12 protein-coding genes and 1 pseudogene are annotated in these 13,259 nt (G+C 75.3%); 10 read left to right on the top strand and 3 right to left on the bottom strand.

Annotated features, from left to right (window positions below):
• Positions 1-51: 51 nt before the first annotated feature.
• The 5 genes from ACFV04_RS02285 (at position 52) to ACFV04_RS02265 (ending at position 7,462) form a co-directional block, all read left to right on the top strand.
• Entirely contained in the window at positions 52-909 is an 858-nt protein-coding gene (locus ACFV04_RS02285; RefSeq protein ID WP_380526235.1) for an ABC transporter ATP-binding protein, read from the top strand.
• Positions 906-3,431 (top strand): ABC transporter permease, encoded by a 2,526-nt coding sequence (locus ACFV04_RS02280; RefSeq protein WP_380526233.1) that lies wholly within the window; start codon positions 906-908, stop codon positions 3,429-3,431. Before ACFV04_RS02285 ends, ACFV04_RS02280 begins: the two co-directional genes overlap by 4 nt.
• 468 nt (positions 3,432-3,899) lie before the next feature.
• Positions 3,900-4,373 (top strand): hypothetical protein, encoded by a 474-nt coding sequence (locus tag ACFV04_RS02275; RefSeq protein ID WP_380526231.1) that lies wholly within the window; start codon positions 3,900-3,902, stop codon positions 4,371-4,373.
• Positions 4,370-5,947, top strand: coding sequence for a multicopper oxidase family protein (locus ACFV04_RS02270; RefSeq protein ID WP_380526229.1), 1,578 nt, complete (start codon positions 4,370-4,372; stop codon positions 5,945-5,947). The genes ACFV04_RS02275 and ACFV04_RS02270 overlap by 4 nt, the downstream gene beginning before the upstream one ends.
• Before the next feature lie 156 nt (positions 5,948-6,103).
• Positions 6,104-7,462, top strand: a complete 1,359-nt coding sequence (locus ACFV04_RS02265) for a DUF2252 domain-containing protein (protein WP_380526227.1) — start codon at positions 6,104-6,106, stop codon at positions 7,460-7,462.
• 82 nt (positions 7,463-7,544) lie between these two features.
• Here the strand turns inward: ACFV04_RS02265 and ACFV04_RS02260 are convergent, their stop codons facing one another.
• Positions 7,545-8,483 carry an LLM class flavin-dependent oxidoreductase gene (locus ACFV04_RS02260; RefSeq protein WP_380526225.1) on the bottom strand — a complete coding sequence of 313 codons (939 nt, stop codon included), beginning with the start codon at positions 8,481-8,483 and terminating at the stop codon, positions 7,545-7,547.
• A gap of 85 nt (positions 8,484-8,568) precedes the next feature.
• Here ACFV04_RS02260 and ACFV04_RS02255 point away from each other — a divergent pair, with 85 nt between their 5' ends.
• A complete protein-coding gene (locus ACFV04_RS02255) occupies positions 8,569-9,324 on the top strand; it encodes a helix-turn-helix domain-containing protein (protein ID WP_380336347.1) in 756 nt (251 codons plus the stop codon).
• Here the strand turns inward: ACFV04_RS02255 and ACFV04_RS02250 are convergent.
• Complete coding sequence (locus tag ACFV04_RS02250) at positions 9,303-9,740, bottom strand: hypothetical protein (protein WP_380526223.1); 438 nt, start codon at positions 9,738-9,740, stop codon at positions 9,303-9,305. The genes ACFV04_RS02255 and ACFV04_RS02250 overlap by 22 nt on opposite strands.
• Between ACFV04_RS02250 and ACFV04_RS02245 the strand changes: the two are divergent.
• The 4 genes and pseudogenes from ACFV04_RS02245 to ACFV04_RS02230 form a co-directional block, all read left to right on the top strand.
• Positions 9,739-10,056, top strand: a pseudogene (locus ACFV04_RS02245) (hypothetical protein); the annotation flags it as partial. The gene ACFV04_RS02250 and the pseudogene ACFV04_RS02245 sit on opposite strands and share 2 nt — an antisense overlap.
• Before the next feature lie 28 nt (positions 10,057-10,084).
• The gene (locus ACFV04_RS02240) at positions 10,085-10,636 is read left to right on the top strand and encodes a GNAT family N-acetyltransferase (protein ID WP_380526345.1); all 552 of its coding nucleotides are present in this window, start codon (positions 10,085-10,087) and stop codon (positions 10,634-10,636) included.
• Positions 10,637-10,817: 181 nt separating this feature from the next.
• Complete coding sequence (locus tag ACFV04_RS02235; protein WP_380526221.1) at positions 10,818-11,738, top strand: DUF6891 domain-containing protein; 921 nt, start codon at positions 10,818-10,820, stop codon at positions 11,736-11,738.
• A 79-nt stretch (positions 11,739-11,817) separates the two neighbouring features.
• Positions 11,818-12,276: a hypothetical protein gene (locus ACFV04_RS02230; RefSeq protein WP_380526219.1), complete on the top strand. Its 459-nt coding sequence runs from the start codon at positions 11,818-11,820 to the stop codon at positions 12,274-12,276.
• 175 nt (positions 12,277-12,451) lie between these two features.
• Here the strand turns inward: ACFV04_RS02230 and ACFV04_RS02225 are convergent.
• Positions 12,452-13,259: diacylglycerol kinase (locus ACFV04_RS02225; RefSeq protein ID WP_380526218.1), on the bottom strand; the 808-nt coding region annotated here is incomplete at its 5' end.

Raw genomic sequence — 13,259 nt, 5'->3', positions numbered from 1 at the left:
AGCGTGGAGCACGTTGACGACGAGCGACGCAGAACCGAAGGAAGGCCCTCCATGGCACGCCGCCACGACCGCCGCAGGACCGCCGAGCGCGCGGGCGACCCGTACGCCGCCGACGCGCACGACGGCGCCCCGTACGGTTCCGACCGGTACCCCGGACCGCAGCCGGGCCCCGCGATCGAGCTGCGCGGCGTGCGCCGCACCTACGGGCGTGGGGCGGGGACGGTGCAGGCGCTGCGCGGGATCGACCTGGCGCTCGCCCCGGGCAGCTTCACCGCCGTGATGGGGCCCTCCGGCTCCGGCAAGTCCACCTTCCTGCAGTGCGCGGCGGGTCTGGACCGCCCGGACGCCGGCGAGATCCGGCTCGGCGGTGAGGAGATCACCGCACTCGGCGAGAAGCGGCTCACCGAGCTGCGCCGCAGCCGGATCGGCTTCGTCTTCCAGTCCTTCAACCTCCTGCCCTCGCTGAGCGTCGAGCAGAACGTGCTGCTCCCGCAGCGGCTCGCCGGGGAGCGCCAGGACCGCGCCCGGGCCCGGGAACTGCTGGAACGGGTCGGCCTCGGCGGGCACGCCGGGCGGCGGCCCGGCCAGCTCTCCGGCGGCCAGCAGCAGCGGGTCGCGATCGCCCGTGCGCTGATCACCCGCCCGGACGTGGTGTTCGCCGACGAGCCGACCGGGGCGCTCGACACCCGCACGGCGCACGAGGTCCTGGAGCTGCTGCGGCAGGCGGTGGACTCCCTCGGCGCGACCGTCGTGATGGTCACCCACGACCCGGTGGCCGCCTCCTTCGCCGACCGGGTGCTGTTCCTGGCCGGTGGCGCGATCGTCGACGACCTGCCGCACCCCGGCCCGCAGGCTGTCGCCGACCGGATGGTCGCGCTCACCGCCCGCCCGGTGGGAGTGGCGGCGTGACCAACGGACTCGCGCGCGCCTCGGTGCGCTTCCGGCCCGCCTCCTTCGTCGGCACCCTGGTCGCCCTGCTGCTCGGCGCCGCCGTCGTGACGGCCTGCGGAGTGCTGCTGCAGACCGGCCTCACCGCGCGCCTCGAACCCGTCCGGTACGCCTCCGCGCCCGTGGTGGTCGCGGCCGAACAGGCGGTGGAGATCCGGAAGAAGGTCGGCGAGGACACCCAGACCCAGGAGCAGGCCACGCCGGAGCTGGCCCGCACGGACGCCGCGCTGGTGGGCCGGCTGACCGCCCTGCCCGGCGTCGCCGCCGCCCGGCCGGACACCGCCTTCCCGGTCACCGCCGCGAGCGGCACCCCGGCCCTGACCGGCCGGGGACACGCCGCCCTCGGCATCGCCGGACCGGCCGACCGACTGGTCGAGGGCCGCGCACCCGGCGCGAACGAGGTGGTGCTCGACGCTGACACCGCGCGCGCCGCCCACCTCGCGCCCGGCGCGAACCTCAGGCTCACCGCGCCCGGCGGCACCGCCGACTACCGGGTCTCCGGCCTCGCCGCCGCCCAGACCACCGGCCCCACCGCCTGGTTCGCCGACGCCACCGCCGACCGCCTCTCCGGCCACCCCGGGCGGATCGACGCCATCGCCGTCCAGCCCCGCGAGGGCGTGACCGCCGCCGCCCTCGCCGCACAGGTCCGTCAGGCCGTCGGCGGCGCGGCGAAGGTCCACTCGGGAGACGACCGGGGAGCCGTCGAACACCCCGCCCTCGGGGAGGCCCGGACGATGCTGATGGGCATCGGCGGCACCTTCGGCGGCTACGCCACCATGACCGCGATCTTCGTGGTCATGAGCACCGTCGCCCTCGCCACCGGCCAGCGCGCCCGCGAGTTCGCCCTGCTGCGCGCCGTCGGCGCCACCCCGCGCCAGATCCGCCGCACCATCGCCGCCGAGGCGGTGCTGGTCGCCCCGGCAGCCGCCGCGCTCGGCGTCCTGCCCGGACTCGCCCTCGCCCGCTGGTGGTTCGGCCAGCTGACCGAACGCGGCGCCGTCCCCCCGGGCGTCCGCCTCGACATCGGACCGCTGCCGATGCTCGCCGCCGTCCTCACCTGCACCCTCGCCGCGCTCACCGCCGGCTTCCTGGCCGCCCGCCGTCCCTCCAAGCTGCGCGCCGCACAGGCGCTCGGCGAGGCAGCCGTCGAGACGCCCCGCCCGGGCCGGGTGCGCGCCGTCCTCGGGCTGCTCCTCGCCGCCGGCGGCATCGCGATCGCCGGCGTCGCCGCCGCCCTGGACGGCGAGAAGGCCGCCCAGACCGCGCTCGGCGTGGTCATGTGCCTCATGCTGGCCGTCGCCCTGCTCGGCCCCTGGGTGGCCCGGATCGCCGCCACCGTGCTCGGCGTCCCGCTGCGGGCCGGCGGCGCACCCGGCTCGCTCGCCGCCGACAACACCCGCGCCAACGCCCGCCGACTCGCCTCCGCGATCACCCCGATCGTCCTCGTCACCGCCTTCTGCGGCACCCTGCTGGTCCTGCAGAGCACCCTGCGCCACACCTCCGGCGAGAACGTCCGGGCCGGCATCACCGCCGACCACGTGATCGGCGCCACCGGCCCCGGCCTGCCCGCCGGGACCGCCGCACGGGCGGCCGAGGTACCCGGCGTGGACACCGCCGTCGGCGTGCTCCGCACCGGCCTGGTCGTCGAGAGCGGCGGCGGGCTGAGCTCCGCCCCCGCGCTGGGCGTCGACGGCGACCCGGCCCGGCTGTCGAAGGTCCTCGACCTGGGTGTGCGCACCGGCTCGCTCGCCGACCTCGGCCGCGCCCCCGACACCGTCGCCCTGAGCACCGGCCTCGCCGACACCCTGGACGCCGGGGTCGGCGACCGCGTCCCGCTGCGGCTCGGCGACGGCACCGCCGTACGGCCCCTCGTGGTCGCCGTGTACGAGCGCGGCCTCGGCGTCGGCCAGGCGGTGCTGCCCCGGGCGGCCGTCGCCGCGCACGTCACCGCCGACCAGGACAGCCAGGTGCTGGTCGCCGACGCACCGGGCGCCGACCGGGCGGCGGTGGCCGCCGGGCTGGGCGCGACGGCTGGGACGAGCGTGACCGACCGGGCCGGATTCGCCGCCCGGGCCGACAAGGACATGGAACTCAACGGCTGGGCCAACACCGTGATGGCCGGCGTGCTCGGCGGGTTCGCCGCCGTCAGCGCCGCCAACACCCTGGTGATGACGGTGCTCGACCGCCGCCGCGAGGTCGCGCTGCTGCGACTGGCCGGCACCACCCGGCGACAGGTGCGCGGCATGATGCGCTGGGAGGCGCTGCTGGTGGCCGCGACCGGGCTGGCGGTCGGCGCGGTGATCGCCTGGATCACGCTGGTGCCGGTCACCCGGGGCGTCGCCAACGCCTCCCCGTACGTCCCGCCGATGCTCGGCCTGCCGCTGGCCGCCGGCGCCGTACTGCTCTGCCTAGGCGCGACCGGGCTGCCGGTCCGAGCCCTGCTGCGGACCCGGCCGGTGGAGCTGGCGGCGGCGCGGCAGTAGACCGGCTGGCGGTGAGCTGAGTTCATGAGGCGGCCCCATGAGAGGAACTCATGGGGCCGCTGCTCCATGAGTTCGTCTCATGCCTCGGCTCATGAGTGGGCCGCATGCCTCGGCCCCATGAACGTCGCTCATGTGGCCTCCGATGAGGAGAACTCATGGAACTCCCGGGGGTGCGTCATGAGCCCGCCTCATGGGGCCGGGCGTGAGCCCGCCTCATGGTGTTCGCCATGAGCCCGCGTCATGACGCGCCCCGGCGAGGAATCCATGAGACCCGGGGGAGCGAAGCTCATGACAGGTGCCCTTGAGGACTGCTCAAGCACGTCCCTCGTCCGGGTGACAAAGGCGGGACGAGCAGGCGCAATGGGGTAACGGGATGGCCCAAAAGCCTTTATTGGAGCTGATCGTGATTTCGGATCAGCTACGCTCTCGCCCGCCCCGACCGACCGCCGACGCAGAGAGTAGCCCGACATGAGCAGTCCCCCTGACGCCCCCGTGCCCCGCTGGCCGCTGATCCTGCTGCGCACCACCGCCACCACGCTGGCCCTGTTGGCCCTGCTCCAGGTCATGCTGGCCGGCAGCTTCCTCAACGGCACCTACGACTCCCTCAAGGACCACGAGGGCAACGCGATGACGCTGGCCACCGTCGTGGTGCTCCAGCTCGGGGTGGCCGTCGCGGTCCGGTGGCCCGGCCGCGGTCCGCTCTGGCCGTTGTGGACCACCCTGCTGCTCACCGTGGCGGTCATCGGCCAGATCGGCGCCGGCTACGCCAGGGCGCTCGGCGTGCACGTCACCCTCGGCGTGCTGCTGGTCAGCGGCATCCTGTTCGCGCTGGTCGGTGCCTGGCGGCTGCCGCTGCCGGTGCGGGCGGGGCTGCCCGGGGCCGGCCCGGACGGCAGCGGCCGGCTGCCGCGCCCCGCCGGGCCGGTGGAGGTGTCCAAGTGAACCGACGCCGGTTCCTGGGCATCGGCGCCTCCGTCCTCGGCGCGGGCGCGCTGGCCGCGGTCGCCGTCCCCTCGGCCGCCCGGCTGCTCGCCGAGGGCCGCCCGGGGCGGCTGCTGAGCAGTGACCTCGACCTGCCCGAGGCCTTCCGGGCCCCGCTGCCGGTGCCGGCCGTGCTGCAGCCGGTGCGCTCCGACGGGACCGCCGACTACTTCGAGATCACCCAGCAGGTCGCCAAGCTGGAGATCGTTCCCGGGGTTCGGACCGAGGCCTGGACGTACGGCGGCACCTTCCCGGGGCCGACGCTGGTCACCCGCTCCGGGCGGGCGGCGGTGGTCAAGCACCGCAACGAGCTGCCGGTGCCGTCCGTCACCCACCTGCACGGCGGGCACACCCCGGCGGACAGCGACGGCTACCCGGTCGACCTGCTGATGCCCGTCGGGTCGTCGGCGGACGCCGCCCAGGGCATGCCCGGCATGCAGGGGATGCCGGGCATGCGCCACGCGGCGGGCCGCACCGCCGTCGGCGAGCGCAGTTACACCTATCCGGGCAAGCAGCGTGCCGCCACCCTCTGGTACCACGACCACCGGATGGGCTTCACCGGGCCGGCCGTCTGGCGCGGACTGGCGGGCTTCCACCTCGTCCAGGACGACGAGGACGGCGCCCTGCCGCTGCCGCGCGGCGCGCGCGACCTGCCGCTGATGCTCGCCGACCGGTCCTTCGCCGCCGACGGGTCCTTCAAGTACCCCGCCACCGACCCCGCGCTCGGCGAGCCCGGCGTCACCGCCGCCTACGCCAACGGGGTGCTCGGCGACGTCATCCTCGTCAACGGCGCCCCCTGGCCCCGGCTGGACGTCGACCGCCTCCGCTACCGGCTGCGCCTGCTCAACGCCTCGAACGCCCGCCTGTACCGGCTCGAACTCGACCCGCAGCCCGCCGGCGGCGGCGCCCTCGTCCAGATCGGCTCGGACGGCGGCCTGCTCGCCGCGCCGGTCGCCCACGACGGGATCGAGATCGCCCCCGCCGAGCGTTTCGACGTCGTGGTCGACTTCTCCCGCTACGAGCCCGGTACCCAGGTGCGACTGGTCAACCGGTTCGGCAGCGGCCGGACGGCCGAGGTGATGCGGTTCGACGTCTCCTCGAAGCAGGTGACGGACGACGCGACGGTGCCGGACAAGCTGGCCGCCGTCGAGGCCCTGGACGCGTCCGCCGCCGTCACCACCCGCGACTTCACCTTCCGCCGCAGTCGCGGCGACGGCTGGACCATCAACGGCGCGCCGTACCGGCCCGGCGACAGCATCGCCACGCCCGCCCTCGGGACGGTCGAGCGCTGGCGCTTCTCGTCGGACCTGCACCACCCCGTGCACGTCCACCTGGACCACTTCCAGGTGATCGGGCGCAACGGCGCGGACCCGGGCCCGTACGACGCCGGCTGGAAGGACACCGTGGACCTGCGCCCGGCGGAGGCGGTCGAGGTGCTGGTGCGCTTCACCGACTACGCGGGGGCGTACATGCTGCACTGCCACAACCTGGAGCACGAGGACATGGCGATGATGGCGGACTTCACGGTGCAGTGAGCCGGCCCGGCACTCGCCCGCCCGGTTTCACCCGGGCGGGCGAGTACCGGCGGGCGTGTGCTGCGCGCTCCGGCACTCGTGTCCTAGCGTCGCGGGGAGGGGCACCCGCGGCCTCCCCGCCGCGGGGAGGACCCCGCCGACGGACGGAGCCGCCGCATGACCACTCCCGCCGATCGCCGCCGCCGCGGCCGGGCAGCCCGTGACCGCGTCTCCCGGGCCGACCACGGCCGGTGGATCCCCGCCGCAGACCGGCCGGATCCGGTCGGCGTGCTGGAGCGGCAGGGCGAGGACCGGGTCGCCGAGCTGTTGCCGATCCGCTACGGGCGGATGGCCGCCAGTCCCTTCGCCTTCCTGCGCGGGGCCGCCGCCGTGATGGCGGCCGACCTCGGCGCCGTCCCCGACACCGGCCTCACCGTCCAACTCTGCGGCGACGCACACCTGGTGAACTTCGGGGTGTACGCCTCGCCGGAACGCGCCCTGCTCTTCGACGTCAACGACTTCGACGAGACCTACCCCGGCCCCTTCGAGTGGGACGTCAAGCGGCTCGCCGCCAGCGTCGCCGTCGCCGCCCGCGACAACGGTCTGGACGAGGAGCGCGTGCGCCGCGCCGCCCGCGCCTCCGCGACCGGCTACGCGACGGCGATGCGGCACCTGGCGGGCGTGGGCGAACTGGAGGCGTGGTACGCCCGGGTGGACACCGCGGACCTGGTGCCGCTGTTGACCAAGTCCGGGCAGCGCAAGCGCTTCGAGGCCGGACTCGAGCACGCCCGACGCCGCACCAGCCTGCAGGCCTTCGGCAAGCTCACCGAGGAACGGGACGGCCGGCGACGCATCATCAGCGCGCCGCCGCTGATCGAACCGCTGAAGAAGACCGAGCTGCGCGGCGTGGGCAAGGTGTTCAGCGACTACCGGGCCACTCTCGCCGAGGACCGCCGGGTGCTGCTGGACCGCTACCGCTTCGTCGACGCGGCCACCAAGGTGGTCGGCGTCGGCAGTGTCGGCACCCGCTGCTTCATCGTCCTGCTGGAGGGCCGGGACGGCCGCGACCCGCTGTTCCTGCAGATCAAGGAGGCCGGCCGGTCGGTCCTGGAGGACCACCTGCCGCCCACCCGGGTCGAGGCCGAGGTCGCCGCCCACCACGGCGGCCGCCGGGTGGTCACCGGACAGCACCTGATGCAGGCCGCCAGCGACATCTTCCTCGGCTGGACCACGGGCCCCGCCGGGCGCCACTTCTACGGCCGCCAACTGCGCGACATGAAGGGTTCGGTCGAGATCGGCGAGATGCGGCCGTCCGGCCTGCGCGCCTACGCCGACCTCTGCGGGCGCACCCTCGCCCGTGCCCACGCCCGGACCGGCGACCGCATCGCCATCGTCGGCTACCTCGGCAGCGCGGACACCTTCGCGGACGCGGTGGCCGAGTTCGCGGTGCGGTACGCGGACCGGACGCTGGTGGACCACGGGGAGCTGGTGGCGGCGATCGAGGACGGGAGGATCACGGCGACCCACGGTGTGTGAGCGCCGGGAGCACCCGGAGCACCCGGAGCGCTGGCAGCGCCGGGAGTGCCGGCAGCCTCCGGCGGACCCGTGGGCCGCGGGGTCACCGCGCCCCGGGCCCCACGAGGGCGGCCAGCTTCTCCAACTGGTCGCGCTGACCGTCCAGTTCGAGTGCCCCGAGGCGGGCCACGACGTGCCGGGCGCCGGCGGACGCGTAGCGGGCGAGGGTGGCGGCGACCTCGTCCGGTGCGCCGAGGGCGAAGGCCTGGATCTTCTCCGTCTCGGCCAGCGGCAGGCCGTAGTTGGACCGGGTGTAGGCGTCCATGGTCCGGCGGGCGGCCTCCGCGTCGCGGTCGATCCGGACGTTGACGAAGAGGGCGGGGGCGACGGCCTCCGGCGGGCGTCCGGCCCGCTCGGCCGCCGCCCGGACGACGGCGAGCCCGGCGGCGTAGTCCGCCGGGTCCGGCGGGTAGGGCAGCCAGCCGTCGTAGTGGCGACCGGTGCGGTCCAGGGCCGCCGGGGTCGCGCCGCCGAGCCAGACCGGCGGCCCGCCGACGCGGAACGGCGCGGTGGCGGGCGGGAGTTCGGTGAAGGAGTGGAACTCGCCGTGGAACTCCTTCGCCCCGGCCCACAGTGCCCGCCAGAGGGCGACCGTCTCGTCCAGCCGGGCGAAGCGGCGCTCCCACGGCACCTGGGACAGCTCGTGCAGCGGGCGGCCGAAGCGCCCCGGGAAGCCGGCGCCGACCGCGACCGTCAGCCGGCCGCCGGAGAGCTGGTCCACCGAGGCCAGCGTCTGCGCGGTCTGCACCGGCCGGCGCAGCACCGGCAGCAGGGCGCCGGTGCCCAGCCGGATCCGTTCCGTCACCGGGGCGGCCGCGGCCAGCATGGTGAGCGGTTCGATCCGCGGGCCGAGCAGGGAATCGTTGACGAACAGCGAGGAGAAGCCCAACTCCTCGCTGCGGCGGGCGAACGCGACCAGCTCGCGGGGGCCGTGCGCGGCCCACTGGTCCTGGCCGGTGGGGAGGAAAACGCCGATGTCCATGCCGTCGATACTGCTCACCGACGTGCACGGTCTCAATTCCCTCGGGGGAATGGCGGACCGCGGCCGTCCGGGGTTGGCTGGTGGTGTGGACTTCCCCCGAGCGCTGCGTGAGCGCCGAACCAGCCGCCGTCTGAGCCAGCTCGACCTCGCCACCCGGGCGGGCACGACCCAGCGGCACCTGAGCTTCATCGAGTCCGGCCGGTCGGCGCCGGGCCGGGCCATGGTGGTCCGGCTCGCCGAGTCGCTGGACCTGTCCCTGCGGGACCGCAACGAGCTGCTGCTGGCGGCCGGTTACGCGCCCGTCTACCCGGAGACGCCACTGGACGGGCCGTCGCTGGCGCCGGTGCGGGAGGCGATCGGCCACGTCCTGGCCGGCCACCTCCCGTACCCGGCCCTGGTGGTGGACCGCCGCGGCGACGTGGTCGCCGCCAACGCCGCCGTGGACGTGATCACCGAGGGCGCCGACCCGCGGCTCGTCGGCCCCGGCACCAACGCCTACCGGCTGGCCCTGCACCCGGACGGCCTCGCCCCGCGCATCCTCAACTTCGCCGCCTGGGCCCGCCACATCGTCGAGCGCACCAGGCACCTCGGCGACCTCCACGAGGAGTTGAGCTCCTACGTGCCCGAGGCGGAGGTGGGGGAGCACCACCTGGGCTTCGCCGTCCCGCTGGAACTGCGCACCCCGCTCGGCGAGCTGCACCTGATGACCACGGTCACCACCTTCGCCACCGCCGTCGACGTCACGCTCGCCGAGCTGAAGCTGGAGGCGTTCCTGCCCGCCGACGCGGCGACCGCCGAGGCGCTGCGGGCAGCCGCCGGTCAGAGCCCGGGGAACTGGTAGTCGGCGGTGATCCGGCCGTCGGCGTCCAGGACGACGAACTCCTCCCCGCCGCCGACCGGTTCGCCGCCGTCGACGGGCACCATCTCCCAGCCGAAGCGGACCACGTCCCGCAGCCGTACGGCGTCCGGCCGGGCACGGAAGGTGAACCCACCGGACGCAACGAACTCCTCGTAGGCGCGGGTGACCCGGAACTCCAGCTCCTCGTAGCCGCGGGCTTCGAGGACGGGCTCCGCGAACCCGACCCGGGCGGCCGCCGTGCGGGCCTCGACCGGCGGGTGCAGGAGGTGCGTCCCGCCGTCGGCCCACAGCCGCTCGATCGCCTCCCGGCGGGCGCCCGGGTCGGACTCCGTCCACAACATGGCGTAACGGTCGGCGAGTTGCTGGGCACTGGTGGTGACGGGAAGGTCGGTGGTCATGGCGGACTCCTTGCTGGGATCGCTCGGTGGATCGACCGACGGGATCGCTCGGTCTCGGTGCGACCCATCCTCGGAGCGACCCCGCGGCCGGACAATTCCCGCCGGGGAATGGCCCGCTCGCGCGGCGTGTGTGCCCTTGGCGCCGCCGGGGCCGCGCGCGGCGGGGCCGAGCAGCGGCGCACCCGGCCCGTCGGGCGGCCGCCGCGGGGAGGTGGCTATTCCGCTTGCCCGGGCGGGCGCGGTGCCGTTGGGTTGGCACCATGGACGAACCGCTGAACCGGCCGTCGGACCGAGCGTCGGACCGACCGCCGAGCCGACTGCCGAGCCGACTGCCGAGCCGACCGCTGACCGAACTGCGCACCGAACGCCTGCTGCTCCGCCGCTGGCGGGAGTCCGACCTTGCCCCGTGGGCCGCGATGAACGCCGACCCCGAGGTCCGCGAGCACCTGGGCGACCCGCTCACCCGCGAGCGCAGCGACGCCTCGGTGGCGCGGTTCGAGGCGGCGATCGAGCGGCGCGGGTACGGCTGGCTGGCCGTCGAGTTGCGTGGGAGCGGTGAGTTCGTCGGCTTCGCCGGCCTGGACGACATCGAGGAGACGGACCCGGTCGACGGCGTCGAGATCGGCTGGCGCCTGGCCCGTTCCGCCTGGGGCCACGGCTACGCCACCGAGGCCGCCCGCGCCGTCCTCGGGTACGGCTTCGACACCCTCGGCCTCCCCGAGGTCCTGGCCATCACCACCGCCGCCAACCACCGCTCCCAGGCGGTCATGCGCCGCCTGGGAATGACCCACGACCCCGCCGAGGACTTCGACGACCCCGCCGCCCCGGAGGGGCCGCTGCGCCGCAACGTCGTGTTCCGGGTCCGCCGGGAAGACCAGCCGTCCCAGGTCGGTTGACAGCTGACAGCTGACGGCTGACGGGGGGCGGGCGGCGCGGGCGGACGGCGGGGGCCGCCCCGGCAGGGGCCGGCGAAGCCTCGGGGGCGATGGCCGGAGGGCCGGCCGGGTCCGCTCGCACCCGGGCTGAACTGGGGCTTCGGCCGGGGCGGTTGTCAGTCGTGTGTGCAAGGGTGGACCCATGTTGGCGATCACGGTACAGACGAACGACGGGCAGCGGCTGTCGCGGCCGAGCGCGGACGAGCTGGCGGGGCTGGTCCTGCGCATCGGCGCGGAGGACGACCGCTTCCTCGTCGTGGAGCGGGTGCCGGACCTGCCGGACGTGTTCGTCCAGGTGTGGCACGCCGACGGCGAGGACTACACGCTGGAGCACCGCGACGGCTCCGCCCAGCGGCACTTCGAGGTGCGGCTGGACGGGCCCGATCCGGTGGCCGCGGTGATGACGGCCTGGGCGCGCGGCGACGCGGGCTGGGCGGACGGTCTGGACTGGCAGCCGCTCGACATGGGCCCCGCACCGGAGCCCGTGCCGCCACCGGAGCTGGGCGCGGACGAGCGACGGGAGTTGGAGGACCGGCTGCGGCTGACGCTGGCCTGCGGGTACACCGACCGGGCGCGGCTCGCCGAGGAGGCCGAGGAGTACCTGGTGTCGGGCGGGCGCCGTCCGCTCTCGCGCGCCCAGGCCGAGCAACTCGCCGACCGGCTCTGGCTGGAGCGCGTCGGCGAGCAGACCGGCTGGCTCGGCGAGACCGACCCGGAGCGCCTCGCCCGTGCCTTCGCCGCCCTCGACGCCGACGGCATCACGGCCCGGGAGCACTTCAGCTGCTGCCGTTCCTGCGGCGAGGCCGAGATCGGCGCCGTCGGTGCCCCGGCCGCCCGCGGTTTCGTCTTCTTCCACTCCCAGTGCACCGACTCCGCCGCCGCCGGCCGCGGTCTGTCCCTCCTCTACGGTGGCTTCGACGGCTCCCCGGCGACCACCACCGCCATCGGGCACGAGGTGGTGGCGGCCCTCACGGCGGCCGGACTGCCCGCGGTCTGGGGCGGGGACCCGTCGGACGCGATCGAGGTGCGTCCGCTGCTCTGGCGCCGCCGCCTGGGCGGGTGACGACGGTTGGTTCACCCCGTCCTGCCGGGCCGGGGGCCGAGGTGGAAGTCCGGGACGGAGACCGTGGAGGGGCCGGGCAGTGAGCGATGACGTCCTGTCGGTGATCCCGGCGGACCCGTACTGGCAGCCGGAGCCGGCGGCGGCCGAGCGGGCCGTCGCGGTGGTGGCCGGGCTGGTCGAGGCGGACGACGACGCCGAGGTGGAGGTCGGCTGGTACGAGCGTCCGACGGTGGTCGACTGCGGGGAGAACCTGGAACGGATCGGGTGCCCGCACTGCGGCGGCTTGATCGAGCCGGTGTGGTGGGCGGACCTGTCGGAGGAGCACGCGGCGGACGGCTTCGCGACGCTCGCGGTGACGGTGCCGTGCTGCGGCAGCGCCACCACGTTGGACGTGCTCGGCTACGACTGGCCGTGCGGGTTCGCCCGGTTCGAGATCGAGGTGTGGAACCCGGAGCGGCTCTGCTTCGCGGAGGCGGAACTCGCCGTGATCGCCGCCGCGCTGGGCCACCCGGTGCGGCAGGTCAGGGCGCGCCTGTGACGGGTGAACGGCGCCGGGTGAACGGCGGTGGCCGAACGGCTGCGAGTGAGCGGGGCGGGTGACGGTCGACGGGTGACGGTCGGGGAGTGACGGTCGACGGGTGACGGCGACCGGCGGCGGGTGAACGGTTCCGCCGGCTGCGGTCCGACCGGTCGGCCGGCCGGACCGCAGCGTCTCACGGCACCAGCAGGTGCAGGGCGTTCCGCCGCACCGTGACCTCGACCGGCAGCGGCGCGATGAATTCGCCGTCGGCGTAGGCGGTGATGCCGGGGGAGTCGATGCGCAGGGACGTCGTGCGCAGGGTGGTGACCTCGGAGCGGGTGGTGTGGGTGCCCTTGAAGAGGGTGGGGAAGAAGCGGGCGATCCGCAGCCGGGGCATGGCGTCGACGAGGGTGACGTCGAGCAGGCCGTCGTCCGGGAGGGCGTCCGGGCACATGAGCATGCCGCCGCCGTAGCTGCTGGTGTTGCCGACGGCGGCGAGGGTGAGGTCGCGTTCGATGACGGTGCCGTCGGCGAGGGTGATCCGGAACGGGAGCGGGCGCAGGTTGGCGAACTCGATGAGGATGGCGAGGTTGTAGCGCATCCGGCCGCGCGGCCAGCGCAGGCGGTTGGTGCGGTCGCTGACCAGGGAGTCGAAGCCGGTGGCGAGGATGGAGCCGTACCAGCGGACCGATCCGTCCGGGCCGGTGATCCGGCCGAGGTCGACCGCGCGGGTCCGGCCGGCGGCGATGACGTCGGCGGCGGCCTCGGGGGATCCGAGCGGGAGGCCGTAGGCGCGGGCGTGGTCGTTGCCGGTGCCGGCCGGCACCACGCCGAGCGGGACGGTGGTGCCGGCGAGGGCCTGCAGGGCGAGGTTGATCATGCCGTCGCCGCCGACGACGGCCACCGCGTCGACGCCGTTCGCGGCCGCCTCGCGGGCGAGGCGGAGGGCGTCCTCGGCGGAGCGCCCGGCGTGCGGTTCGGCGTCGACGCCGAGGGAGCGC

The sequence above is a fragment of the Kitasatospora sp. NPDC059599 genome (assembly GCF_042735125.1).
GTDB lineage: Bacteria > Actinomycetota > Actinomycetes > Streptomycetales > Streptomycetaceae > Kitasatospora.
The sequence above is the reverse complement of the archived record's forward strand: the minus strand, read 5'-3'. Positions and strand labels throughout refer to the sequence as shown.